The sequence below is a fragment of the Streptomyces sp. R28 genome, from assembly GCF_041052385.1.
In the GTDB taxonomy this organism is placed as follows: domain Bacteria; phylum Actinomycetota; class Actinomycetes; order Streptomycetales; family Streptomycetaceae; genus Streptomyces.
Genome location: NZ_CP163439.1, coordinates 1,043,408 through 1,068,893, shown reverse-complemented (window position 1 = coordinate 1,068,893; position 25,486 = coordinate 1,043,408). Strand labels below are relative to the sequence as shown.

The window sequence follows — 25,486 nt, the reverse complement described above, 5'->3', positions numbered from 1 at the left end:
ATCCGATGGCTGAGTTCACGGTCAACGCGCATCGCTTCGACCCGTACAAGAACTTCAAGTTCCTGGTCCTGTGGGACGGTCGTACGGTCGCGGGCATCAGCAAGATCAGTCCCCTGAAGCGGACGACGGAAGTCGTCAAGCACCGGCATGGAGGCGACCCGTCGTCTCCCCGCAAGTCGCCGGGCCGCTCCGAGTTCGAGGGCATCACCCTGGAGCGCGGGGTCACCCACGACCCCGAGTTCGACCGCTGGGCCAACAAGGTCTGGCAGGTCGGCGCGGGCCTCGGCTCGGAGGTGTCCCTCGCCGACTTCCGCAAGGACATAGTCATCCAGGTCCTCAACGAGGCCGGCCAGGTCGCCGTCTCGCACAAGCTCTACCGGACCTGGCCCAGCGAGTACCAGGTCCTCGGTGAGCTGGACGCCAACGCCAACGCGGTGGCCATCCAGTCGCTGAAGCTCGAGTGCGAGGGCTGGGAGCGGGACTACGAGGTGCCCGAGCCGCAGGAGCCGTCGTTCCTCAACCCCGCCTGATACGGCGGTAGTCGGGGGGAGTTCGGGACTCGTGGGAAGCGGGGGAGGAGATGGCGATCACCGGGGCGGCTGAACTGCTGGCCACCTGGGAGGCGGGCCTCGCCGAGGCACCGAACGGGCGCGCCCTGCTGCTGCACCGCACGGCCCGCCCGGACGTCGACGCCGCACGCCTGCCGGTACTGCCGGTGGGCGCGCGCGAGGCCGACCTGTTCGCGCTGCGCCGCGCCCTGTTCGGGGAGCGGATGCAGGTACGGCTGGCGTGCTCGGCGTGCCGGGAGGACATGGAGTTCGACCTGGACGCCGGGGAGTTCGCTCGGTCGCTGGGCGGGCGGGGCGGTTCGGTGGAGGGGCCGGTCGGTTCGGGGGACGGGGGCGACTCGTCCGCCGGGTCCGCCGGGCCCGTGGTGCGGGTGCGACAGGACGGCTGGGACGTCGAGTTCCGGCTGCCCGGTGTCGCCGACCTGACGGCGGCGGCCCGCGCTGCCGACCCACGCGCGGCCCTGCTCGCGCGGTGCCTCGTCTCGGCGGTGCGCGACGGGGCGGCCGTGGGCGCCGGTGACCTGCCGGTCCCGGTCCAGCGCCGGATCGCCGAGGCGGTCGAGGCAGCCGACCCCGGGGCCGACGTGACACTCAACGTCGCCTGTCCCGACTGCGGCGAGGCCACCCGCGCCGAGCTCGACATCGCCTCCTACCTGTGGACCGAACTGGACGCCTGGGCAAGGGACCTACTGCTCGACGTCCATCTGCTCGCCACCTCCTACGGCTGGAGCGAGCCGGAGATCCTGGCGCTCAGCCCGCTGCGGCGCCGTTACTACCTGGAGCTGTGTGCGGATGTCTGACGCCGAAGGGGCGCCGGTTCCCGACTTCCTCGACCGGCTGATCGCCCGGCACGCGCCGGTCGCCGCCGGTCCGCGTGCGGGTGTGGTGCGGGTACGGCCCCGGCTGCCGGGCCCGTTCGAGCGGGTGGAGGCGGTCCGCGGCACCGCGCCGGAGCCGGACGACGGCTCCGACCTGCTGTGGCCCTCCGCCACATCGTCCGCCGTACGCCCCGGGGAGGCGCCGCGTCCGGCGGCCGCGGCCCGGACGCACACGGAACGGGAGCGGACCGTCGTACACACCGAACGCGCCCCCGCGGACCCGGCACCGCAGCCCGCCCCGAGGGACCTGCCCGCGGTGCAGTTGCTGCGCCCCGTCGCGCCCGTCGCCGCGCAGCCGCGGCCGGCACCCGACGCCGCGCACCGGGCTGCGGGCCGTGGGCGCACGGAGCGGGGCGCGCCCCGGAGCCCGGCGTCCGAACCCGTCCCCCCGGGCACGGACGCCATTTCCCCCGCTGCCGTCTCGGCCGCGCTGCGGCCCAGCGCCGCGGACACCGCGGCGGCACGGGACGCCGTACGACAGGCGGCGGCACGGCGGCCCTCGCGGGCGCCCGAGCAGGTGGTGCAGGTGCAGATCGGGCGGCTGGAGGTGACGGCCGGACCGTCACCGTCCGGCGGCACCCGGCAGCGGACGACTTCGACGGGGCGGCCGGGGACGACCCTGAGCCTGGCCGAGTACCTGACGCGGGGGCGGGAGTGACATGACGGACCGAGGAACCGAGGAACCGACTTCATGAGCAACGCACTCGCCATCGCCCATGTCACCCAGGCCCTCGCCCTGCTGATCGAGTCCAACCTGGGGCCCGAGTTCGACGAGGCCGTGAAGGTGGAGCCGCGCAAGCCGCCGGCGGAGCCACCGGACCAGCCCACCATCAACGTGTTCCTCTACCAGGTCACGCCCAACACCTCGATGCGCAACAGCGACCTGCCGACCCGGGCGTCCGACGGCACGCTGATCAAGCGGCCGGCCGCCGCGCTGGATCTGCACTACCTGATCAGCGCGTACGGCGACGAGACGGAGCTGGTCGGGCAGCGGCTGGTCGGCTCCGTGGTGCGCACCCTGCACGAGATACCGATCCTGCCGAAGGACGTCATCGAACAGGCCGGTGAACGCCCCTACTTGGTGGGCAGCGACCTCGCGGAAGCGGTCCAGCGGGTGCGGTTCACGCCGACGGTGATGGACATCGACGAGACGTCGAAGCTGTGGGGGATGCTCTACCAGACGCCGTACTCACTGTCGGTGGTCTACCAGGCGACCCTCATCTTCATCGACGGCCGCGAGAGGCCGGTACCCGCTAAGCCCGTGGAGCGGCCCGAGGTGCGGGTGCTGCCGTTCGGGGCGCCGGGGGCGCCGGAGCCGGCGGTGGTCGGTGACGGTGCGTCAACCAACAGGTCCGGAGGCGACGTTGAGGTGGCCAACGGGACCGAGAAGGCCGAGAAGGCCGAGACACCTGAGAAGCCTGCCGCCCGGACAGCCGAGAAGGCCCCCTCCAAGGCGCCGGTGAAGGCGCCCGCCAAGACGGCAGCGAAATCGCCTGCGAAGGCGCCTGTCAAGGCTCCGGCGCGAGGCCGCAAGGCGGCACAGGCGAGCAAGCCGACGGGCGGTACCGCGCGCGGCACGCAGACGGACAGCGCGGCCGAAGGCACCGAGAACTGAGACGGCATGGGGACGACGGGGGCAGGTGAGCACATGGGGACGAACGAGCGGGGCACGCCGGGTACTTCGGCGACGACGGACGGACACGACGCCGACCTGACGCTGACCGTGGAGATGCGACGTGTCCTGTCCCGCATCGACGCCCACGCGGCAGGCGCCGGGCAGGCCGACGCCGAGCCCGGCGCGCCGAACGCCACCGGCTCCACGAGCCCGGCCCCCCTGGCCGCACCGGGCACCGCCCCCCTCGACGCCCTCGTCACCTGCTTCGGCCTCACCGCCTTCGAACGCGACCTGATCCTCCTCACCGCCGCCGACGAACTGGAGCCCACGACGGCAGCCCGCTGCGCCGCGGCCTGCGGCGATCCACAGCGGGCGTACCCGACCTTCTCGCTCGCCCTGGCCGCCCTCGCCGAACCGCACTGGAGCGCGCTCACCCCCGTGGCGCCGCTGCGACGCTGGCGGATCGTCGAGCTGGACGACGAGACCCGGTTGACGACCTCCCGGCTGAGGCTCGACGAACGGATCCTGCACTTCCTGCTGGGCTCGCCCTACCTGGACGCCCGCCTCCACGGCCGCCTGCGCCGCACCTCGGTGCCCGAGCGGCTGACACCGTCGTACGACCTGGCCGCGAGCCGTGTCGCCGAGGGCTGGACGACGGGGGCGAGCCCGCAGGCGCCGCTGCTCGTCGAGGTGACCGGCGGTGACCTGCGCAGCCGCGCCGAGATCGCCGCCGCGGCGGCCGCGCGGTCCGGGCTGGGGCTGTACGCGATGGGCGCCGAGGACGTACCGACCGACCCGGCCGAACGGGACCGGCTCGCCCGGCTCTGGCAGCGCGAGGCGATCCTGCTGCCCGCCGCACTGCTCGTCGAGGTCGGCGAACAGGACCGCGACCAGCGCGCGGCCACCGAGGCCTTCCTGGCCGGGGCCGCCGTACCGGTCGTCGTGTCGAGCGAGGACCCGCTGCGCACGGACCGGGCGCACGGCGCACGGGTGGCCGTGCCGCGCCTCGACGACGAGGAGCAGGTCGACCTGTGGGCGCAGGCGTTCCACCCCGTCGCCGACCTCGACGACGGTGAACTGCGTTCCCTGGTCGCCCAGTTCCAGCTGCCGCCGCACGTCGTACGGTCCGCCGCCGCGACCGTACGCCGCCGGCTGCCGTACGAGGACGAGCTCGACGCCGCCGAGCTCGCCTGGCGGGCCGGGCTGGAGGAGGCCCGCGTCGGTATGGACGAGTTGGGCCGCCGGATCGAGCCGGAGGCCGGCTGGGACGACCTCGTCCTGCACGAACGGCAGACCGCGGTGCTGCGCGAGATCGTCGCGCACGTACGGCAGCGAGCCACCGTCCACCAGGAGTGGGGATTCGCCGGCACCCTGCGGCGCGGCCTCGGCGTCACCGCGATGTTCGCCGGCGGCTCCGGCACCGGCAAGACGCTGGCCGCCGAGGTCATGGCGAAGGAACTCGGCCTCGACCTGTTCGTCGTCGACCTCTCCCAGGTAGTCAGCAAGTACATCGGCGAGACCGAGAAGAACCTCCGCCGGGTCTTCGACGCCGCCGAACGTGGCGGTGCGCTGCTGCTGTTCGACGAGGCCGACGCCCTGTTCGGCAAGCGCAGCGAGGTCAAGGACAGCCACGACCGGTACGCCAACCTAGAGGTCAGCTACCTGCTGATGCGGATGGAGGCCTACCGGGGCCTCGCCATCCTCACCACCAACATGAAGAAGGCCCTCGACACCGCCTTCATGCGCCGCATCCGCTTCGTCGTCGACTTCCCGTTCCCGGCCGAGCACGAGCGCGCCGAGATCTGGCGGAGGGTGCTGCCGTCGCAGGCGCCGGTCAAGGACATCGACCCCCGGCTGCTCGCCCAACTCACCGTCGCGGGCGGCTCGATCCGCAACATCGCCCTGTCCGGTGCCTTCCTCGCCGCCGAGGAGGGCGACCGGCTGCAGATGCGGCACATGCTGGCGGCGGCCCGTACCGAGTACCTCAAGCTGGAGCGCTCCCTGACGCCGACGGAGGTGCGGGGATGGGTGTGAACGGGGAGTCCCGCGGGGACCGGGAACCACGTGAGATCCGGGTGGAGATCGGCGAACTCGCCCTCCACGGCTTCCGCGTGGACCCCGAGCGGGTGTCGGCCGCGTTCGAACACGAACTGACCCGCCTGGTCCGTACCCACGGCGTTCCGCTGGCCGCGGACGGTGCCCTGACCCTGGACGCGCTGACCGGCCTGCCACCCCTGCCCGCCGGCCTGTCCGCCCGCCGCCTCGGCCAGGAACTGGCCCGCGCGGTGCACGAAGGGCTCAGCGGCCACGGGGAGGTGACGCGATGAGCAACCAGTCCCAGGACGCCCATGCCGAGCAGGCCGCCGAACAACGCCGCCGCAAGCGCAAGGAGCGTGCCGCCAAGTCCCGTGCGCCGGAGCCGAAGGACATCGTCAGCGGTGCGGGCCAGCCCCTGGACCCCGGCGTACGGCGGGAGCTGGAGGAGCAGCTCGGCCACGACCTCAGCCGCGTACGCCTGCACACCGACCGCGACGCCGGGCAGCTGACCGAGCTGCTCGGCCCGACGCGGTCGCCGTCGGCCAGGACATCTTCTTCCGCGAGGGCGCTTTCAAGCCGGGCACCGACGAGGGCCGCCGCCTGCTCGCCCATGAGCTCCTGCACACCGTGCAGAACCCGCACGGCCTCGGCACGTTGCGCGCCGGGCGTGAGATGGGCGCGGTGAGTCTGCCGCAGCAGGCGATCGAGCGGGAGGCGGAGTCGGCGGCGCAGGATCTCGTACGTCCTTCGGCCACGGGGCTGGAGGAGGCGGCGGCCGACGTGGCGGAGGACCAGGCCACCCCGGGCTGGCTGCGCTACGCCACCGTCGACGCCGACCGCAACCGGGCCGAGGCCATGGACCCGGCGACTCTCGTCGACCGGATCGCCAACGGTCTCGTACGTTCCCTGCGCGGCGACCCCCAGGACCTGTCCCAGCGCACCCGCAAGCAACTCGCCCGGCTGCCCGAGGAGTTGCTCGACGGTGTCCTCGTCCGCCTGGAGAACCGGCTGCTCGCACCGGAGCACGACCGGGTGCTGGACCTCGTCGACGAGATCGACGCGTACGACGACCATGCCCAGGACCTGCCACGCGACGCGCACGACGCGCCCGGGATCGAGCCGGACACGGCCCAGGAGGTGCGCACCGAGCGCGAGAACACGCTGCGGGAGGTGGCGGAACGGCGGGCCGAGGAGGAGCGGCCGGGCCTGGCGCCCGGGCCGGAGAAGGAGCACGACGCCGAGGAGGGTGCGACCGGCAGCACTCCGCAGAACGGCGGCACTCCTGAGCACGGGACCACACCGCAGGGCGGCGGCGCCCCGCGTGAGTCGGAGGCCTCCGGAGGGGGCGCGGCCGGGGCCACCGGGGCCGCCCGGTCCTCTGGCGCCGGGACCGCGCAGTCCTCGGGCCAGGGTTCGGGCTCGGCCGCCGCAGCACCGCAGAAGGAGCAGTCCGCGTCGTCCGGGGGGAAGTCGGGGGGTGGACAGCAGGGCGGTGAGAAGAAGTCCCAGGACTCCGCGGCCGGTGAGAAGCAGCAGGCCGGCAAGGAGGCCACCGAACAGCAGGAGACGCCCACCGCGAGCAAGGAGCAGTCCGCGGCGAAGAACCGCCCGGGCGCGGCCGAGGCCATGGTGGCGGGCCGGCAGCTGAAGCAGCAGGACAAGAAGGGGCAGGAGAAGCCCAAGGGCTCGCCGACCACGTCCGGCCAGGACAGCCAGCTGTCGGGCAGGTTCAGCACCCTTGAGGGGAAGCGCAACCAGGACGTCGAGGGCCTCGAGGAGGAGGCAGAGGAGGACCTGTCCGGATCCGGCAGCGAGTCGGAGGTGGAAGCAGGCGGCGAGGAGCCGAGCGCGTGGGACATCAAGCTCCGGCCCGAGGACTTCCTGCCGCAGCAGGACCTCGACGCGTCCGGGGTTCCGACCGTGGACGGGCTGGACCCGAACTCCACCCCGGCCCTTCCGACCTTCTCCGCCCCGCCGCCGACCAAAGCCGAGGAGGTCCAGGCGCAGCGGGACGCCGAGGACGTGGAGGACGCGGCGGCGGAAGCCGAACCCGTGGACGACCTCGACACCTCCGCCGAGGCGGAGTCGGCGGCACCGGAGACCGAGGGCGGTCCCGAGGACGACGGCGGCTTCGGTGGTCTCGAACTGGAACGCGCCGCTGCGGCGCCGCCCGCGTCGAGCTCGGCACCCCGGGACCCGAAGGCCGGAGACGACCCCAAGCTCGGTGCGGTCGTGGCGCAGCGCACGGTGCAGGAGGCCCCTGGCGCGAGGGACGGGAAGTCCGAGGGGGGCAGTGCGGCCAAGGAGCCGGCCGCCAAGGAGGAGAAGGGCACCGCTGCCGGCGGAGACAAGGCGTCGGCCGCGCCGGAGAAGGAGTCCCCGCAGGCGACGGGGGGCCGGGCCGCGCAGACCGACGCCGGATCCGGAGCGAAGGAGTCGGCGGGCGGAGCGAGTACGGAGGCTACGGGTTCGCAGAGCGCGGGGCCCGAGCAGGAGGCGGCCGGTGCCGCGGACGGCCCGGGTGCTTCGGGTGCGTCCGGCGGGTCCCCTTCCCCTTCTCCCTCCGCCGAGCCGTCCGGAGCCTCGGGGGCAGGTGCTGCGGGCTCGTCGGACACGGCCGCGACGGGCGGCGCGACGCAGGAGAGCACGCCCCGACCAAGCGCTCCCACGGAGGCCCCGGCGACTCGTACGGAGCCTCCGGCGGCGCCCAAGTCCGCACCTGCACCCGTCTCGAAGGCTGCTCCCGCGGAGAAGAGCGCGCCGGAGACCGCGCCGTCGCCCAAGGCGGCGGCATCGGCCGGCCGTTCCACGGGCGGTGGCGGTGGCGGCGGTGGAGGTGCGGCCGCACCGGCCCGCGGGAAGGGCAGGAAGGACTCCGGAGCGGCCCCGAACCTTTCAGGCGTCTCCCCGGAGGCCGGTCTGTCCACCGCCTCGAAGCTCAAGCCGCACAAGGCGCTTCAGGCCATGGGCGGCGTGGGCGGTGCGGTGGACCGTACCGTCGGCGACGAACACAAGACGCTTGCCTCCGCTCCGCCCTCCATGCAGCGACCGGCCGGCGCGCCGCAGACCCTCGCGGGCAAGCCGAAGACGGACGCCCCGGCCGAGTACTCGCAGGATCCGGCCCAGCAGGCGCAGGAACCTGACAAGGAGAACGCCGAGGTCACCGGCGAAAAGGAGCCCGAGGGCCAGATCGAGGCCGAGAAGGCCGAGGAGCCGGGCGGCTGGGACACCTTCAAGATGGCCCTGGGCTTCATCGGCGGCAAGATCGTGAACGGGGTCGCGAGCCTCTTCGGCGCCGACGAACCCGTGGTCGACCCGCAGGAGTTGGCCGCCAAGTTCGCCGGCCTGCCGACGAAGGACGAGGCGCTCAAGCAGGCGCACGCGGGCAACGCGCCGGGCGTCGAGATGCAGGGCGGTGCCGAGCAGACGTCCGGCGAGCAGGGCAACCACGTCGACGCCAAGGGACAGGAGACCGTCGGAACCGCCCAGGACGACTCCGGTCGCGGGATGGGGGAGGATCAGGTCTACCCCAACGCTCCCAAGGAGCAGATGTCCGCGAAGGTGCCCGGGCAGGGGGGTGGCGGCGAAGGCGTCGGCGCCACCGGCGGGGGCGCGACCGGTGCCGTACCGCCGGAGGCCGCCTCCGAGGTGGCGGAGCACGAGCGCGGTCCGCAGTTCCAGGCCGCGTTCAGCGAGGGGCAGAAGGGCGTCTCCGAGAGCCGTCAGGCCAAGGACCGCGACTTCCGCGACTCGCAGGCGAAGCACAAGCAGCAGGTCGACGCCGAGATCAAGACCAACACCGAAACCCAGGCGGGCGAGCGGGACAAGGCCATGGCCGATGTCACCGCGCAGCGCGAGGACTGGCGCACGGAGCAGGACAAGGAGCTCAAGAGCCTCGGCGACAAGAAGACCGACCGGCAGGAGAAGGTCCGCCAGGACGTCAAGGACGAGGAGAAGAAGACAGACGACAGAGTCGACACGGAGAAGGAGGGCAGCGACAAGAAGGTCAAGGAGAAGGCCGACAACGCGGAGAAGGAGGCGGACCAGAAGAAGAACACCGCTGCCGAGGACTCCGGTAACTGGCTCTCGAAGGCCTTCGAATGGATCAAACAGAAGGTCATCGAGATCAAGAACGCGATCGTCAAGGTCATCCGCGACGCGCGTGACGCTGTCATCACCTTCATCCGCGACTTCAAGAAGAACGTCGAGGAATGGATCAACGCCGCCCGTAAGGCCATCGTCGACGCGATCAAGAACCTGATCAAGGATCTGATCGTGTTCGCGAAGGCCATGGTGCGGGCGATCATCGACCTGGCCAAGCGCATCCGGAACCTGATCACGTCGCTGATCAACGCGGCCATCGCGCTCGTCAACAGGCTCGCCGCCGCACTGAAGCAGGCGATCAGCGATCTGCTGGACGCCATCGGCAAACTGCTGAGCAGCATCCTCGACATCCTGAAGAAAGCCCTCCTGGACGTCATCAAGGCGATCGTGGACGCGGTCAAGGCGGTCCTGGACTTCGCCGCCGGACTGCTGAACGCCCTCGGCGACTTCATGCTCATCGCGGTCGACTTCCTCTCCGACCCGGGAGGCTGGCTGAGCGGCGCCAAGAACTCCGCCGTGGACGGCGCGAAGAACCACCTGTTCCGCGAGGTGAAGGCCGCCGTCAAGGAATGGTTCCAGTCGAAGATCGAGGAGATCATCGGCGTCCCGAAGGCCATCCTCGACAAACTGATCAAGGGCGGCATCACCCTCGAACAGATCGTCAAGGAGACCTGGGACGCCATCGTCCCCCAACTCCCTTTCATCATCGGCGAGATCGTCATCACCAAGGTCATCGCCAAGCTGATCCCGGGCGCGGGCTGGGTGATGGCAGTCATCGACGCCATCCGCGTGGCCATCGGCGCCCTCGGCGAGATCCTGCGTGCGATGGGGGCGGTCCTCGACTGGCTCAAGGCCGTCCGCAGCGGCGGCGCGGGCATCCTCTTCGCGAAGGCGGTGGCCGCGGGCATCGTGGCGTTGCTGGAGCTGGCGTATGAGGCGCTGCTGAGCGGGATCGGCAAGTACGTGGCGAAGGTGGGGCGGCGCTTCAAGGGCATCGCCGAGAGGCTGGGCAAGGGAGGCAAGAGCGACGGCAAGGCGCCGGCGGCCGGCGGCTCCGACGACAGGGGTGGCAGGAACGAGGACGGGAGGCCCGCGCACGGCCAACCGCAGTCCAAGCCGCCGACGGTACGTCCCACTTCCGTCCTCCCCAAGCCGGGCAAGGGCACGGGGCCGGGCCCGGGCGCGAAGCCTCATGCGAAGCTCGACCCCAAGGCGGACCCGAAGAAGCCCACGACGAAGACACCCGGCAAGGACACGACTCCGGGCGCCGGCAAGCCGAAGGACGACAAGCCCAGGAACGACAAGACCGGGGACGCCAAGAAGCCGACAGCCACGGACACATCGAGTCGGCCGAAGGACAAGCCGGATGACAGGCCGGGCACCCGCCCCACCCCGGCGCGGAAGCCCGACTCGAAATCCGACCCGGACGCGACGCCGAAGCCGAAGGACACGGACGCCAAGTCCCCGGACAAGCCGAAGGACGACGGGGGCACGCCGAGCACAACCAAGCCGAGAGACGGCAAGGACGCTCCCACCAAGGGCAAGGATCAGGACCCCACCAAGCCCAAGGACTCGGACAAGCCGAAGGGCGACGACGGAAAGAAGACCAAGGACGACGACGGAAAGAAGACCAAGGACGACGAGCGCAAGAAAACCAAGGACGACGACGGCAAGGCCCCTCGGAAGGACAAAGACCGGGTCAAGGAGAAGCAGGAGAAGAAGGACCAGCGGAAGAAGGAGGAGGATCAGTCCAAGGACGACAGGTTGGACGAGATCGTCGCGCGCATCCGCCGAATCCTGAAGGAGCGTCTCGAGCCGGGAATGCCGGAAACGGCTCATGACCAGCTGCTTGCCGCCCTGCGCCGTCATTATCGCCTGACGAGCCTGACCAAGAAGGGGGACCCCAAGTTCAACATCAGGGCGACCCTCAATCCTGCAGAGGACGTGATCAACGGGTTCTCGCAAGGGATGAAGGATTATCTCGAGCAACAACGGCTGCCCGACCCGGAAATCACACCTCAGCCGAAAATGGGTACCGCGCCGGGCGCGGAGACCAAGGCGACATATGTGAACGCCGAATGGGCCGCTAGGAACGGGGAGGTGCCAAGCGGCCAGTACACCGAGGGCTTCACCTATGTGGACGATCACAGTCTCAACGCCCCCGGAAAGCCCCAGTGGGACCGAATGCACCTCATACCCAGGCAGGTTGGTGGTCCCGCCAAGACGTCGAACTTCGTGCCGGCGCTGAACTCGATCAATCGCCCCTTCTATGTGAACTTCGAGAAGTTTGCGGCCATGACGTTCGGGTCGATGAACAACAACCCGGAGAACGTGGGCTGGTATCAGGTGGATCTGACGTCCTGGCAGGGAGGCTCCCCGTACAACTACCCGGGCCGACCGGTCGCTCCGGAGAAATATGCGGCGGGAGACTATCCGCCAGGGTTCCCCAGGACCTTCAAGGCCTCGTGGGGCCTCTACGGCAAGAAGGGGGGCGCAGACGGCCGCAGCCGCTCGGACTGGAAGGAATTCGATGCGATCACCAGCGCGACCCTGAATATCCCCGCACCGCCCGTGCCTGGCAGCAGGCCGGCTCCGGTCAACATCAACACCGCGAGCGAGCAGGAGATCCGAGGGGTACTGAAGCAGAAGGGCAACTTCATCCCGGCCCTCCTGGAAGTCAGGGACAAAGAATTTACCAGTGGGCTCCCGAACCGGTCGCAGCCCTTCAGTGGAATCCGAGACATGCACAATAAGCTGAAGGTCTGGAAGTCGTCCAATGGTAAGCCTGTGTACACCCTCGATGAGATCATGAAACACGTTGCAGATCTTCACCAGGCCGGGCGCTTCACATTTTAGGCGGAAAGGAGCGGAGGAGGGCAATGTCAACGCTTACGCAGAACGAACAGTTGCATCTGGATTCTCTCAACGAGATCGAAAACTCCCCTCAGCTGGAATCGCAATGCAGTGGAACAGAGCTGGACATGCCGCTCTCCATTATTTTGCCGGAGGAATACAATGAATCATGGGAGGGGGTGCGCTTCAGTGAAGACATGTTGAGCTGTTATGTGCGCTTCTATGAGCTCGGCGCCGCATGGAGGACCGTCGGAACACTTCCGGATGTCAAAGGTGAGTTCAGCCTCATCAACTTTAACGATGCCCTTGAGTCCAGTGATCCCGGGACGGAATCAGGAACGACTGACTTTCAGCGTGAGTTCCTGTCGCAGTTGTGTCCCATAGATCGAACGCCCAGGTCGGGTGCGGGAATCCAGACCTACATCCGCATGCAAGCGGACGTCGATGAGCTTGAACTCTGGTACAGCGACATCGCGGACATCGGGCAGTCCCCGTATCCGCCAGGATTTATCAAGCTCGACATCGGCTACTGTGAGTACCTGAAAGCGCTGCTTCTCACGAAGGGTACTTACGGCTGGCAGTACCTATTCGCAGACATCTCGCTGGCGAGGCGAGATTTTTTGGATGGCGCAAACAACCTCAAGAACATGCTCCAGGTGTTTCCCGAGCTGTTTCCGGACCGCGACTATTCTTCCCTTCGAACCCGCCTCGAGGCCCGCCTGTGACCCGCTACGCCGACATCCCCAAACCCATCCGCTCCGGAATAGTCGTAGTCAACCCCGACACCGGCACCCCCCAGCGGATCATCGTCCTGCAGTTCAACCCGGACACCCTGGAGCGCAGCGTCGCCCCCCAGTCCGCCGGCGACAGCGGCGACTCCGGAAGTGGAGGCACCGGTAGCGGCGACCGCAACGAGGCCCTCCGTCTGAAGGGCCCCGCTCAGGAGACCTGGAAGTTCACGGCCGAGATCGACGCCACCGACCAGTTCGAGGTCGCCGCCCCCGACGGCATCCACCCGCAGCTCGCGACCCTCGAAATGCTGGTGCAGCCGACCGTGGCCCAACTCCGCGCCGCGAGCAAGCTGTCGCAGAAGGGCGCCATCGAGATCAGCCCGATCGAGATGCCGCTCACCCTCTTCACCTGGGGCAGCAAGCGGGTCATGCCGGTCCGGCTGACCGAGCTGTCCGTCAACGAGTCCGCCTTCGACGTGAACCTCAACCCGATCCGCGCCTCCCTCAGCATCGGCATGAAGATCCTCACCGTCAGTGACCTCCCCGCAGGCCACCGCGGCGCCGACCTGTACATGGCCCACCTCGCCCAGAAGGAACGCCTCGCCGCAGCCGCGCGCGGCGGTGGCCTCGGCTCGCTCGGGCTCAGCGGAAGCGGCTTCGGGACCGGGACCAGGACCGGAACCGGAACTGGAAGCAACGTCGTGTTCGGAAGGGGCTGAGCAGAACACCATGGCTGACATCGAGCCTTACGAGAGTGCCCTGGACGCGATACCGGGTGCTCATCCCTACCCGCGCACCAGCCGGTACCACGACGCCGAGATCGGCATCCATCGCCGACCCGACGGCACCGAAGTCCGGTACACCAAGCGCCGGTTGCTGCCCCCGCTCGACCAGACCCCCGACGGCGACCTCACCCAGCCCCACACCGTCGGCGCCGGCGAGCGCCCCGACCTGCTCGCGCAGCGCTACTTCGGCGACCCCGCCCAGTGGTGGCAGATCGCCGACGCCAACCCCGTACTCGATCCACGGGAGTTGACCGACGAGGCCGGGCGCGTCATCGACATCCCGCTCGCCGGCGGGTTCCCGGGCGGCAGGGGAGACCGGCGTGTTTGATCTGCCCGTGGGGCAGGGCCCCGTCCACATCACGCTCCTCATGGGGCCCAAGCTGGCCCGGCCCGTCCCGGCCGAGGTGACCGAGGCCCTGCTGTCCGCCCAGATCACGGCCACGGCGGGGGAGCGCAGCGGGTTCCAGCTCGCCTTCGACCTCACCAAGAACGGGATCATCAGCCGGCGGCTCCTGCCCGAGGGGTTCTTCGACCCCAAGACCCGGCTCATCGTCACCGTCACCGTCAAGGGCACCCCGGACGTCCTCTTCGACGGGCTCATCGTCCGGCACGAGGTCGGCGCCAGCAACCAGCCCGGCCACTCCACCCTCACCGTCACCGGCGAGGATCTCACCCTCCTCATGGACCTGGAGGAGCGCACCGCCCGGTACCCCAACCTGCCGCCCTCCGAGCGGGTCCTGGCCATCCTGCGCCGCTACTCCGACTACGGCATCCGACCCGACGTCTACACCGAGAAGGTCACCCAGCCCCCGCACCAGGACCTGCGTGTGCACTACCAGACGCAGACCGACCTGCAGTACGTCACCGAGCTCGCCCGCGCCAACGGCTACACCTTCTATCTGGAGCCGGGGCCCAACCCGGGTCAGTCCTCCGCACGTTGGGGGCCCGAGGTGCGCCTCGGCATCCGGCAGCACGCCCTCAGCGTCAACATGGACGCCAACTCCACAGTCGATCAGCTGACGTTCGCGTACGACGGGACCGCGCGCGAAGAGCCGCAGGCCCGGTGGCAGAACCCGGAGACCCGGCAGTCCGCCCTGCTCCCGCAGCCGTCCATCAGCCCGCTGCGCCCGCCCCTCGGCAAGCGGCCCACCCCGGCCCTGAAGCGCAGGACCCTCTCCGGCACCGCCAAGCAGCAACGTGAGCAGGCCGAGGCGGAACTCCTCGCCCGGGCCGCCGTGTCCGCCGACGTCGTCTCCGGCTCCGGTTCGCTCGACGTCATCCGGCACGGCTACATCCTCCAGCCGCGCCAGCTCGTCGGCGTACGCGGCTCGGGACGGGCGTACGACGGCGACTACTTCGTCAAGTCCGTGACGCACAACCTGCGTCCGGGCTCGTACCAGCAGAACTTCACCCTCTCCCGAGAGGGCCTCGAAGCCCGCAGCGACTACGTACGGCCGTAGCGGCCAACACACCCACCACCAGGAGCAGTTCAGCATGGCGGCACCCAGCAATCGCTACCTCGGCAAGTTCCGCGGCCGGGTCGTCAGCAACGACGACCCGTTGCGCATCGGCCGGATCACCGTCGAGGTCCCGGACGTCCTCGGCGACGAGACGTCCACCTGGGCGCTGCCCTGTCTGCCGTTCACCGGACCCGAGTCGGGGCAGTTCGTGGTGCCGCCGCCGGGCGCGGGCGTGTGGGTGGAGTTCGAGCAGGGGGATCCCAGCTTCCCGGTGTGGACGGGGTGTTGGTACGGCGCCGCCGAGGAGCTGCCGCCCGACGCGCGGCGTGAGCTACAGGCGGGCGCGGTCAACAAACCGGTAGTCGTGCAGACCCCTCAGGCGCACAAGCTCGTCATGAACGACACGCCCGGCGCCGAGCAGGGGATTCTCCTCCAGGCACAGGGCGGCGCGTACATCCGCATCACGAAGGAAGCCGTGGTCATCGCGACCGGCGCGGGAGCGGAGATCATTCTGCGCGGCCGTGAAGTGACCATCAACGAGGGCCAGTTGACCGTGCTCTCCAAGCGATGAGAAAGACGGGGGAACAGAGAACATGCCCGGGAGTCTGCTCGATGCCGACGCCGTGATCGGCTGCCCGCACGGCGGTCGCGTCATCGCGGCCACCACACCCTCCGGCGGCGTCCGAGCCGGTGGCGCCGCCGTCGCCACGGCCGCCCACAGCTACGTCGTCACCGGCTGCCCGCACACCGTCGACGGGGTGCCCGCACCGTGCGTGACGGTCCGCTGGACCGCGGCCGGCACCGGCATCACCGTCGACGGCTCGCCCGTGCTGCTGGACACCTCCGCGGCCGAGTGCTTCACCGCGGCGTTCGTGCCGCAGGGGCCGCCCGTCGTCCAGGCCGCGCAGCGAAAGGTCACCGTCCGATGAGTCCCACCAGCCGGGGAACCAGGCCCCGTTCCGACATCGCGTTCCCCTTCCGCGCCGACCGCCGGGGCCGTACCGCGCACGCCACCCACGGGGAGCACGTCCACGACCTCATCGAACAGCTGCTGTTCACCAGCCCCGGCGAGCGCGTGATGCGCCCCGACTTCGGCTGCGGGCTCCTCGACCTGGTCTTCGCGCCGACGAGCCCGGAACTCATCAGCACCCTCGAACTCTCCGTCCAGGCCTCGCTCCAGCGCTGGCTCGGCGACCTCATCGACGTGGAGGCCCTCGACGTGATCAGCGAGGACAACGTCGTCCGCGTGTACCTGTCGTACGCCATACGCGCCGACGGCACCCGGCGCGACGACGTGTTCGAAGGGAGGGCCACGGCATGACCGGTACGACCACCACCTCCCGCCGGACGAAGGTCCGCGCCGCTCAGCTGGGCGGAGTCGACTCCGTAGAGGTCGGCGACGACGGGCTGCTGCTCACCGTCACCTTCCTCGGCAAGGCACCCCACGGCCTCGGCCCCGAGAACGTCCGCATCGACGGCGGCCGCCGCATCACCGGCATCACCGCCGTGGACGTGAGTGTGGAGCGCGAGGAGGACCCGGAGCTCGACGACAGGCTCTACGTCACCCTGGACAAGGCCGGCGACACCTCCCGCTACCGGCTCGCCCTCGTCGAGACCGACCCGTACGGCCGCCCCGGCACCGAGCCCTTCCGCGGCTTCGACCAGCGCTACCACAGCGCGACCTTCGCCTTCCGGCCCGACTGCCCAACTCCCTTCGACTGCAAGGAAGATGAGCAGCCGTCCTCGGACTTCCCTGCCGCGCCCGTCGTCGACTACACGGCCCGCGACTACGACACCATCCGCAAGCTGCTCCTGGACCGGCTCGCGCTCACCACCCCCGACTGGGTCGAGCGCAACCCCGCCGACCTGGGCATGACCCTGGTCGAACTGCTCGCGTACACCGGTGACCAGATCAGCTACCAGCAGGACGCGGTCGCCACCGAGGCCTACCTCGACACCGCCCGCCGCCGGGTGTCCGTACGGCGGCACGTCCGGCTCATCGACTACGCGATGCACGACGGCTGCACGGCCCGCGCCTACGTCGCCGTCCAGACCGCGGGCGACCACACGCTCGCCCCGGGCACCTACCGCTTCGCCTCCGTCGACGTGCGCACCCTCGACCCGCACGACCGCCCCGAACCCGGCACGGTCATCGACGAGGCCGACCTCGGCGACCTCGACGAGCGCGGCTCGGTGGAGGTCTTCGAACCCGTCGTCACCGCCGACCCGTTGGAGCTGCGCGTCGCGCACAACGCGATCGGGTTGTGGACCTGGGGCGGCGAGGTGTGCACCCTCCCGAAGGGCGCCACCTCCGCGACCCTGCGCGACGAGTGGGTCGACCCGGAGACCTGCCGCGAACGCCGACTCGACCTGAAGCCCGGCGACTTGCTCGTCCTGGAGGAGGTCAAGGGCCCGCGCACCGGCACCCCTGGCGATGCCGACCCGAGCCACCGCCAGGCCGTACGCCTGACCTCCGTCACGCCCGCCGTCGACCGCATCGAGGACCAGCCGGTCCTGGAGGTCACCTGGACCGCCGAGGACGCCCTGCGCTTCCCGCTCTGCCTGGCCACCCGCGGCGGCCGTGACTGCCTGCCCGTCGAGGACGTGACCCTCGCGCGCGGCAACGTCGTCCTCGTCGACCACGGCCGCACCCTGCACGGGCTCCCCGAGACGTTCACCGTCCCGCAGGTCCCCGCCGTCGTCGCCCCCTGCGACGCTCCGGCCTTCGGCTGCCACGACCGCGACGAGGGCAACGCGCCCGGCCGGCTCATCAACTCGCTCACGGACCAGGCGGAATCCGGCGACGCACTGACGCCCGACGACATCCGCGAGCTCTTCGAGGTCGTCGGCGAGTCCGCCACCAACCGGGCCGGACTCGGCCTGGAACGAGCCGGTCAGCGCCACGAGCGGGTCGTCCCCGGCACCGCATACGCCCAGGCGGCAGCGCTACGCACGTTGCTGGCCCAATCCGTCTACCCAGGCATCCAGCCCCGCTTCCGTCCCGTCCTGGGCCGTGCGCCCGTGGTCCAGGCGGCGCCCTTCCCCGACCTCGGCACCGTCGCCGCCGGGCAGGCCGAGCGGATCGCCGCGATTCCCGGCTGGGTCCGGCAGCGGCTCGTCGAGCTGTGGCGCAGCGCCCGCGACCGGGACGGTCTCGGCGATCAGGAGATCGCCGAACTCGCGGTGATCTACGGCCTGAAGATCCTGGAGCGGATCGAACTGCGCCGCCATCCCGTCCGGGCCCTGCGCGAACTCCTGCACCGCAGCGACCAGTTGCTCGACCCCAAGTTGCGCCGGATCGAGGTCCTGACGGCCCGCGCCCGCGCGGGCACCGTCCTCGACGGGCACATCGCCTGGGAGATCGCGCACAGCTGGGGCCCGGCGTACGCGGCCGGACTGCACCCCGACGAGCCGGTGCTGCGTGGCTCCGCGACCGCCGCGCTCGACCTGGACCCGCGCCGCGCCCTGCCCGCCGTACGCCTCCACGGGAGCGACGACGAGGACGCCGTATGGGCGCCGCGCCGCGATCTGCTCGACAGCGGCCCGCGCGAGAGGCACTTCGTCGGCGAACTCGAGGACGACGGGCGTCTCGCTCTGCGCTTCGGCGACGGGCGGCGCGGCGCCAAGCCGACGCCCGGATCCCGCCTGGCCGTGCACTACCGGCTCGGCGGCGGGACCGCCGGCAACGTCGGCGCGGAGGCCATCAACCACCTTGTCGTCCAGTCCGACTGCGAGCCGCCGCCCGCCGCCGTGGTCCGCAACCCGCTGCCCGCCAAGGGCGGAATCGAACCCGAACCCGTCGAGCAGGTACGCCAGTTGGCCCCGCTCGACCTGCGTCGCACCCGGCTGCGCGCGGTCACCGCCGAGGACTACGCGGCCCTCGCCACCGCCCTGCCCGGCGTGCAGCGCGCGGCGGCGGAGCTGCGCTGGACCGGCAGCGTCCAGGAGGCGCATGTCGCGATCGACGCGTCCGGCACCGGCGCCCCGTCACAGGAGTTGCTGGCCTCCGTCGCCCAGTCCCTGGAGCCGTACCGTCGCATCGGCCACGACCTCGTCGTCGGCGCCGCGCGGCTGGTCCCGCTGGACATCGCGCTGACCGTGTGCGCCAAGCCGGGCCACCAGCACGGGCAGATCCTGGCCGAGCTGTACCGGGTCCTCGGCAACGGCCGACTCGCGGACGGACGCCTCGGCTTCTTCCACCCGGACGCGCTGACCTTCGGCGAACCGGTACGGCTCACCCGCCTGGTCGCCGTCGCGGCCGCGGTCCCCGGCGTGGAGAGCATCCAAGTGGCCCGACTGCACAGGCTGTTCGAGCCGGACCGAGGAGAGAGGGAGGACGGCGTGCTGCGGCTCGGCCCGCTGGAGATCGCCATCTGCGACAACGACCCGGACCGGCCGGAGAACGGCCGGCTGGCGATTTCCCTGGGAGGTGCCCGATGACCGGGGGAGCGATGACCGAGGGCACGATCACCGACGAGTGCACCTGCGGCGGCGCCTGCCGCGACGGCCACGACGAGCGCCTCGCCCCGGCCCCGGTGCACAATCCGCCCGGCCGCACGGCCCTCGACTACCGCGTCGGCGAGTACGGCTCCTTCCTGTCCGCCCTCCTCGACCGGCTCGCCTCACCGGCGTACCCGGCACTGGACGGCCTCACCGTCCGCACCCCGGACGACCCGGCGATCGGCCTGCTCGATGCCACCGCGGTCCTCGGCGACCTGCTCACCTTCCACTCCGAGCGCATCGCCGACGAGGCCTACATCCGTACGGCCAACGAGCACCGCTCGCTGGTCCTGCTCGGCCGCCTCGTCGGCCACCGGCCGCGCCCCGGCGTCGCCGCCGCCACGCATCTGGCGTACACCCTGGAACGCGACCCGCGCGCCGAGGCGCTGCCGGTCACCATTGTGCGCGGCGCCCGCAGCCACAGCGTGCCCGCCTCGGCCGACGAGCAGTCCCTCACCTTCGAGACGAGCCGTGACCTGACGGCCCGCTGGGACTGGAACGAGCTGAAGGTACGCCGTCGGCGCCCATCCCTGGTCACCCCCGAGGACCTGGAGCGCCGCTCGGAGATCTTCGTCGAGGGCACGGCCAACTCCCTCCAGACCGGCGACCAGCTGCTCTTCGTCTTCGGTGAACAGGCGGGCGGGGAGCGCAAGTTGCTGCCCGTCGCCAAGGCGCGCGTCGACCGGGACGACGAGATCACGGCGATCTCCCTGCCGAAGTCGGCCCCGCCGACCCTGAAGGAGCTGGTCGACGAGGTGCGGCGGTGGACCGCCGCCCCCGCAGCACCGGGGGAGCCCGGCGACGAGCCGCCGACGCCGGAGGTCCCGAACCCGCGCCCGGTCAGCCGGCTGATCGAGGACTTCGAGGACCAGGTCCTGGCGCCCCTGCGGGACGACCTGGACGGCATCAAGAGCCCCGAGCGACTCGCGGCCCGTCTGGCGGAGCCCGTCGCACGGCTCGGCGAGGCGCAGGTGCTGGCCGAGCCGTACGAGGACGTGGCCGCGTGGTTCGAGCAGCTGGAGGCGGTACTCGCTGAACTCGCAGAGCGAGCAATGCAGTTGGCGCCCGCCCAGCCCGCCGAAGACGGGCTGACGCAGACGCGGACGCTGAAGAGCGCCGTCGATCCTCGCTCGGCCGCCCTCCAGACCCTGGGCGCGGTCCTCCCGGCCCTGCGCGCGGCCACCCCCGCGCCTCACGGCGGCACCGGTGCCCAGCGTCCGGGCGGCGACACCGCGCGCCTGCTCTCCGCGCTGAACCCCGCCCTCGGCAGCCTCTACCCGGCCTGGCGCAAAGCGGCGGCCCCGCCCCCGGCACCGGGCAGCTCCTGCGCGAACTGCTCGCCATGCGGGTCACGGCCGCCCCCTTCGGCGCCACGGCCCCGCTCAAGCCCGTCCAGGACGACCGCGGCCGGGTCATCCGCACCGCCGACTGGCCGCTCACGGGTGCCGTGCTGGCGAGCATGCGGGTCGTGTACGACACAGCGGGCCGGACGCCGGTCCGGGCCGAGTTCCAGTACGTCGAGGGCAGCAGCTCCGACCAGCGCGCCGAGAACCTGCCCGTCGTCCAGCCGCTGACCTTCCCGCTCGGCACGGGCCAGGTCGAGCTGTCCGTGCGCTCCGGCCAGGACCGCGACCTCAGCTGGCTCAACCGCCGCCCCACCGACTCGCAGGACCCCGGCGTCACGGCCCGCTTCCACTCGGGCCTGCCGGAGCGCGCGCTCTTCGTGTCCCGGCCCGACGACGAGGGCCTGGTCCACGTCGGCATCCACAACGGCACGTCGGAGCAGATCTCCCTGCGGCCGAACACCGGCGAGCAGTTCACGCACGGCGAGTACGAGGTGAGCCTCAGGTACACGGTGGGGACCACCGAGCCCAACGTCGAGGTCGTCATCGCGAGCAAGCCGGAGCCCCTCAACCGCAGCATCCTCCAGCTGGACTCGGTCCACACCGGCATCACGGTCGGCAGCTGGGTCGCGATCCAGCGCCCGGCCAAGGGTGCGCAGGGCGGCATCCCCGGCGATGCCAAGCTCGCGTTCGTCACCACCCAGGTCGTCGCGGCGCGTACGGCGGCGTACACCAACTACGGCATCACCGGCCGCGGCACCGAACTCACCCTTGCCGCCCCTTGGTTGGACGAGTTCGACGTCCTGCTCTCGCACGTCCGCGACACCACCGTGCACGCGGCCGGTGAGCCGCTCCGCCTCGCCGACGAACCGCTGGGCGAGGACGTCCACGGCAACGAGGTCGAACTCGCGGAACTGTACGACGGGTTGCGGCCCGGACGTACCCTCATCGTGAGCGGCGAGCGAAGTGACGTCCCAGGGACGACCGGGGTCCAGGCCACCGAGGTCGTCACCATCGCCGCCGCCGACCCGGCCGTCGACCCCCAGCTCCCCGGCGACCACGTCCACACCCGCCTGACCCTCACCGCCGACCTCGCCCACCGCTACCGCCGCGAGACGGTCAGGATCCTCGGCAACGTCGTCGAGGCCACCCATGGCGAGAGCCGCGAGGAGGCCATCGGCAGCGGTGACTCGGACCGCGTGAACCAGACGTTCGCGCTGTGGCAGTCCCCGCTCACCTGGCTCGCCGACGACAATCCGCTCGGCGCCACACCGGTGCTGGAGATCCGGGTGGACGGCGTGCTCTGGCACGAGGTCGACAGCCTCGCCGGACGCGGCCCGGGCGAGCGCGTGTACATCACCGGCTCCACCGCCGACGGCCGTACGACGGTCACCTTCGGCGACGGAATCAGCGGCGCCCGGCTGCCCTCCGGCCACGAGAACATCCGCGCCCCCTACCGCTTCGGCACCGGCAAGGCCGCCAACGTCGCCGCCGACCGCATCACCCAGCCCCTCACCCGGCCGCTCGGCGTCACCCAGGTGACCAACCCGCGCCCCGCCAAGGGCGGCGCGGACGCGGACGGACCCGGCCTGACCCGCCGTACGATCCCGCTCGCCGTCTCGGCGCTGGACCGCCTGGTCTCCGCGTCCGACTACGAGGACTTCGCCCGCTCCCGCGCCGGCATCGGCCGGGCCGCCGCACGCGAACTCTTCGACGGGCGGCGGCGCGTGCTGCACGTGACGGTCGCCGGCACGGACGACGTGCCGATCGACGGCGACTCGGACACGCTCAGGGCCCTGCGCGGCGCGCTCACCGAGTACGGGGACCTCAACCTCCCCGTACGGGTGGACGTACGTGAGCTGGTCCTGCTGCTCGTCGCGGCCAAGGTGAAGGTCGCCCGCGACCACGCCTGGGAAGTCGTGGAGCCACGGCTGCGTCAGGCACTCCTCCGCCGACTCGGCTACGAGGGACGCGAGTTGGGCCGACCTGCCCGTCTCTCGGACGTCCTGGCCACGGCCCACTCCGTGCCCGGCGTCGACTACGTCGACGTCGACGTCTTCACCGGCGTCCCCGCGTCCGCGATGCCCGAGGAACTCACCGGGATCCTCACCGACCCCGGCCCGCCGAAGGCATCGGTGGCGGCGCACCCGGCGACGTACGACGAGAAGGTCCACACGGTCCGCGTCGCGAACGGCGAGACGCTGTCGGAGATCTGCGCCAAGTACGGAGTCCCGCTCGCCGAACTCCTGCGCCTGAACCCCGACATCACCGACACCCGCCGCCTGGCGAAGGGACGGTCGGTGTTCGTCTTCCGCGGTATCCGCCCGGCCCAGCTCGCACTGCTGTCGCCCAGGGCGGCGGACACCCTGATTCTGACGGAGGTCAAGTGATGTCTGCGAACCCGGCGGATGTCCATTTCGAGACCGCGACCCCGGCGACGACGTCCAGGGAACCCGACGGGCTCGCCGAACTGCTGCCCCGCTGGCACCTGCTGCGCGACGCCGAGGAGGGCGAGCCGCTGCGCGCCCTGCTCGCGGTGATCGCCGAGCAGCTCGACCGGGTCCGCGACGGCGTCCAGCAGGGCTACGAGGACCTGTTCGTGGAGACGGCCGCGCCGTGGGTGCTGCCGTACCTCGGCGACCTGGTCGGCTACCGCACCCTGCCGGGCTACGAGCGCGTCCTCACGACCGGTCTGCACGAGGGCGGCCGGGCCGCCCTCGCCGAGGCCGTCGCCCCGCGTGCCGACGTCGCCGCGACGGTCGCCAACCGCCGCCGCAAGGGCACCCTCCACCTCCTGGAGGAACTCTCCGAGCAGGTCACCGGCTGGCCCGCCCGCGCCGTCGAGCTGTCCCGGCAGGTCGCCCACACCCAGCCCGTGAAGCTGTACGGCGACACCGGCGTCCACCGTGGAGAGCGCGGCCGTCTCGTCGACCTGCGCGACAACTCCGCCCTCGACCTCGCGGGCGGCCCCTTCGGCGCGACGGCGCGCACCGTCGACGTGCGGCGCGCCAACTCGCGCCACCGGCAAGGGGGTTGGACGCCCGCCGGAGTAGCGCTCTTCGTCTGGCGGCTGAAGGCGCACTCGCTCACCCAGTCCCCGGCGTACTGCATCGACCGCGCCCGCAACCTCTACACCTTCTCGATCCTGGGCAACGACACCCCGCTGGTCACCAAGCCGTTCCCGGAGCCGTCGCCCACCCACATCGCGACCATCGACAACGTCCCGGCGTTCATCACCCGCCGCCAGCTCCACGACCGGCTCACCGACTACTACGGCCCCGGCAAGAGCCTCGTCATCCGGCGCGACGGAGAGGACCAGCCCGTACCGCCGTCGGACATCGTGGTCGCCGACCTGTCCGACTGGCGCTACCGCCCGGGGCGCGGCCAGGTCGCTGTCGACCCGGAGCTCGGGCGGATCGCGTTCGGCTCGCGGTCGGCGCCCCGACAGGGTGTGTGGGTGGACTACCACTACGCGTTCGCCGCCGACATGGGCGGCGGCGAGTACGACCGCCAGGACCGCGAGCCGCGTCCCGACGCCGAGGTCTACCGGGTCGGGCCGGGGCAGCCGTACCGCCAGATCATGGACGCCTACCGGGCCTGGCAGCACGACCGCCGCGCCGACCGGACCGGCCCCGCCGGCATCATCGAGATCACCCACAGCGGCGCCTACCAGGAGCAGCTGGACTTCGACCTCGACCCCGGCGACCGCCTCGAAGTCCGCGCGGCCGAAGGCACCCGCCCGGTGATACGCCTGCTCGACTGGTACAGCAACCGCCCCGACGCGCTCAACATCCGCGCGGTGTCGGAGGACTGTGCCCCGCACGAGCGCCCGCGCATCGTCCTCGACGGCCTGCTGGTCGCCGGACGCGGCATCAACGTGACCGGCTCCGTGGGCGCGGTCGTCGTACGGCACTCCACGCTCGTGCCCGGCTGGTCGCTGGAGCCCGAGTGCGAGCCGCACTCGCCCGAGGAGCCCAGCATCGTCCTGGAACGCACCACCGCATGCCTCCAGGTCGAGCACAGCATCCTCGGCACGATCGAGGTCATCGGCGACGAGGTGAGCGAGGAACCCCTCGACATCCACCTGCGCGACAGCATCCTCGACGCGACGGGCAGCGACCGCGAGGCCCTCTCCGCACCGGACTGCCGCCACGCGCACGCCGTACTGCATCTGCACCGCACCACTGTGATCGGCGAGATCCACACGCACGCCGTGAAGATCGCCGAGAACTCGGTCTTCACCGGCCGGCTCCACGTGGCCCGGCGCGGCATCGGGTGCCTGCGGTACTCGTACGTGCCGGCCGGGTCGCGCACCCCGCGCCGGTACCGCTGCCAGCCCGACCTGGCCGGGCCCGAACAGGCTGGTCGCGTACGGCCGTTGTTCACCTCCGAGCGCTACGGGACGCCCTGGTACGGGCTGCCGGCCGACCGGTGCGCCGAGGAGATCCGGCGCGGCTCGGACGACGGCGCCGAGATGGGCGCCTTCCACGACCTGTACCGGCCGCAGCGCGAGGACGGCCTCAGGGCACGGCTCGCGGAGTACACCCCGGCGGGCACGGACGCCGGGATCTTCTTCGTGACGTGATGCGTGACGTGGTTGATGACATGAGT

Annotated in this window: 18 protein-coding genes and 1 pseudogene; all 19 read left to right on the top strand. The window is 71.2% G+C overall.

Annotation, left to right across the window (positions count from 1 at the left end; genetic code table 11):
• The first annotated feature begins 5 nt into the window (after window positions 1-5).
• Window positions 6-530, top strand: coding sequence for a phage tail protein (locus tag AB5J49_RS04535; RefSeq protein ID WP_086173538.1), 525 nt, complete (start codon window positions 6-8; stop codon window positions 528-530).
• A 50-nt stretch (window positions 531-580) separates the two neighbouring features.
• A complete protein-coding gene (locus AB5J49_RS04530) occupies window positions 581-1,369 on the top strand; it encodes a hypothetical protein (protein ID WP_369167169.1) in 789 nt (262 codons plus the stop codon).
• Window positions 1,362-2,105 (top strand): hypothetical protein, encoded by a 744-nt coding sequence (locus AB5J49_RS04525; RefSeq protein ID WP_369167168.1) that lies wholly within the window; start codon window positions 1,362-1,364, stop codon window positions 2,103-2,105. Before AB5J49_RS04530 ends, AB5J49_RS04525 begins: the two co-directional genes overlap by 8 nt.
• A 33-nt stretch (window positions 2,106-2,138) precedes the next feature.
• Window positions 2,139-3,062, top strand: coding sequence for a Pvc16 family protein (locus AB5J49_RS04520; protein ID WP_369167167.1), 924 nt, complete (start codon window positions 2,139-2,141; stop codon window positions 3,060-3,062).
• A gap of 114 nt (window positions 3,063-3,176) precedes the next feature.
• Window positions 3,177-5,096 (top strand): ATP-binding protein, encoded by a 1,920-nt coding sequence (locus tag AB5J49_RS04515; protein ID WP_369175041.1) that lies wholly within the window; start codon window positions 3,177-3,179, stop codon window positions 5,094-5,096.
• Entirely contained in the window at window positions 5,087-5,389 is a 303-nt protein-coding gene (locus AB5J49_RS04510; RefSeq protein WP_369167166.1) for a hypothetical protein, read from the top strand. Before AB5J49_RS04515 ends, AB5J49_RS04510 begins: the two co-directional genes overlap by 10 nt.
• Window positions 5,386-5,678 (top strand): annotated as a pseudogene (locus AB5J49_RS04505) (DUF4157 domain-containing protein); the annotation flags it as partial. The gene AB5J49_RS04510 and the pseudogene AB5J49_RS04505, both read left to right, overlap by 4 nt.
• Before the next feature lie 48 nt (window positions 5,679-5,726).
• Window positions 5,727-12,059, top strand: coding sequence for a hypothetical protein (locus AB5J49_RS04500; RefSeq protein ID WP_369175498.1), 6,333 nt, complete (start codon window positions 5,727-5,729; stop codon window positions 12,057-12,059).
• 23 nt (window positions 12,060-12,082) lie between these two features.
• Window positions 12,083-12,781, top strand: a complete 699-nt coding sequence (locus AB5J49_RS04495; RefSeq protein ID WP_369167165.1) for a hypothetical protein — start codon at window positions 12,083-12,085, stop codon at window positions 12,779-12,781.
• Window positions 12,778-13,506, top strand: a complete 729-nt coding sequence (locus AB5J49_RS04490; RefSeq protein WP_369167164.1) for a hypothetical protein — start codon at window positions 12,778-12,780, stop codon at window positions 13,504-13,506. Before AB5J49_RS04495 ends, AB5J49_RS04490 begins: the two co-directional genes overlap by 4 nt.
• Before the next feature lie 10 nt (window positions 13,507-13,516).
• Complete coding sequence (locus AB5J49_RS04485; RefSeq protein WP_369167163.1) at window positions 13,517-13,900, top strand: hypothetical protein; 384 nt, start codon at window positions 13,517-13,519, stop codon at window positions 13,898-13,900.
• On the top strand, window positions 13,893-15,032 hold the full coding sequence (locus AB5J49_RS04480; RefSeq protein WP_369167162.1) for a hypothetical protein: 1,140 nt from the start codon (window positions 13,893-13,895) through the stop codon (window positions 15,030-15,032). The genes AB5J49_RS04485 and AB5J49_RS04480 overlap by 8 nt, the downstream gene beginning before the upstream one ends.
• Window positions 15,033-15,066: 34 nt before the next feature.
• Window positions 15,067-15,603, top strand: a complete 537-nt coding sequence (locus tag AB5J49_RS04475; protein ID WP_369167161.1) for a phage baseplate assembly protein V — start codon at window positions 15,067-15,069, stop codon at window positions 15,601-15,603.
• A gap of 22 nt (window positions 15,604-15,625) precedes the next feature.
• On the top strand, window positions 15,626-15,961 hold the full coding sequence (locus tag AB5J49_RS04470) for a hypothetical protein (RefSeq protein ID WP_369167160.1): 336 nt from the start codon (window positions 15,626-15,628) through the stop codon (window positions 15,959-15,961).
• A complete protein-coding gene (locus tag AB5J49_RS04465) occupies window positions 15,958-16,353 on the top strand; it encodes a GPW/gp25 family protein (RefSeq protein ID WP_369167159.1) in 396 nt (131 codons plus the stop codon). Before AB5J49_RS04470 ends, AB5J49_RS04465 begins: the two co-directional genes overlap by 4 nt.
• The gene (locus AB5J49_RS04460) at window positions 16,350-19,472 is read left to right on the top strand and encodes a putative baseplate assembly protein (RefSeq protein WP_369167158.1); all 3,123 of its coding nucleotides are present in this window, start codon (window positions 16,350-16,352) and stop codon (window positions 19,470-19,472) included. The genes AB5J49_RS04465 and AB5J49_RS04460 overlap by 4 nt, the downstream gene beginning before the upstream one ends.
• Complete coding sequence (locus AB5J49_RS04455) at window positions 19,469-21,106, top strand: hypothetical protein (protein ID WP_369167157.1); 1,638 nt, start codon at window positions 19,469-19,471, stop codon at window positions 21,104-21,106. The genes AB5J49_RS04460 and AB5J49_RS04455 overlap by 4 nt, the downstream gene beginning before the upstream one ends.
• Complete coding sequence (locus AB5J49_RS04450; protein WP_369175040.1) at window positions 20,992-23,265, top strand: putative baseplate assembly protein; 2,274 nt, start codon at window positions 20,992-20,994, stop codon at window positions 23,263-23,265. The genes AB5J49_RS04455 and AB5J49_RS04450 overlap by 115 nt, the downstream gene beginning before the upstream one ends.
• A complete protein-coding gene (locus AB5J49_RS04445) occupies window positions 23,265-25,460 on the top strand; it encodes a hypothetical protein (protein WP_369167156.1) in 2,196 nt (731 codons plus the stop codon). Before AB5J49_RS04450 ends, AB5J49_RS04445 begins: the two co-directional genes overlap by 1 nt.
• Window positions 25,461-25,486 lie beyond the last annotated feature (26 nt).

Excerpts from the sequence above, each read along its gene's own strand:
- AB5J49_RS04445 (WP_369167156.1), top strand. The coding sequence starts at position 23,265 with ATGTCTGCGAACCCGGCGGATGTCCATTTCGAGACCGCGACCCCGGCG.
- AB5J49_RS04465 (WP_369167159.1), top strand. The coding sequence starts at position 15,958 with ATGAGTCCCACCAGCCGGGGAACCAGGCCCCGTTCCGACATCGCGTTC.
- AB5J49_RS04535 (WP_086173538.1), top strand. The coding sequence starts at position 6 with ATGGCTGAGTTCACGGTCAACGCGCATCGCTTCGACCCGTACAAGAAC.
- AB5J49_RS04525 (WP_369167168.1), top strand. The coding sequence starts at position 1,362 with ATGTCTGACGCCGAAGGGGCGCCGGTTCCCGACTTCCTCGACCGGCTG.
- AB5J49_RS04510 (WP_369167166.1), top strand. The coding sequence starts at position 5,087 with ATGGGTGTGAACGGGGAGTCCCGCGGGGACCGGGAACCACGTGAGATC.
- AB5J49_RS04520 (WP_369167167.1), top strand. The coding sequence starts at position 2,139 with ATGAGCAACGCACTCGCCATCGCCCATGTCACCCAGGCCCTCGCCCTG.
- AB5J49_RS04470 (WP_369167160.1), top strand. The coding sequence starts at position 15,626 with ATGCCCGGGAGTCTGCTCGATGCCGACGCCGTGATCGGCTGCCCGCAC.
- AB5J49_RS04495 (WP_369167165.1), top strand. The coding sequence starts at position 12,083 with ATGTCAACGCTTACGCAGAACGAACAGTTGCATCTGGATTCTCTCAAC.
- AB5J49_RS04515 (WP_369175041.1), top strand. The coding sequence starts at position 3,177 with ATGCGACGTGTCCTGTCCCGCATCGACGCCCACGCGGCAGGCGCCGGG.
- AB5J49_RS04530 (WP_369167169.1), top strand. The coding sequence starts at position 581 with ATGGCGATCACCGGGGCGGCTGAACTGCTGGCCACCTGGGAGGCGGGC.
- AB5J49_RS04460 (WP_369167158.1), top strand. The coding sequence starts at position 16,350 with ATGACCGGTACGACCACCACCTCCCGCCGGACGAAGGTCCGCGCCGCT.
- AB5J49_RS04475 (WP_369167161.1), top strand. The coding sequence starts at position 15,067 with ATGGCGGCACCCAGCAATCGCTACCTCGGCAAGTTCCGCGGCCGGGTC.
- AB5J49_RS04455 (WP_369167157.1), top strand. The coding sequence starts at position 19,469 with ATGACCGGGGGAGCGATGACCGAGGGCACGATCACCGACGAGTGCACC.
- AB5J49_RS04485 (WP_369167163.1), top strand. The coding sequence starts at position 13,517 with ATGGCTGACATCGAGCCTTACGAGAGTGCCCTGGACGCGATACCGGGT.
- AB5J49_RS04450 (WP_369175040.1), top strand. The coding sequence starts at position 20,992 with ATGCGGGTCGTGTACGACACAGCGGGCCGGACGCCGGTCCGGGCCGAG.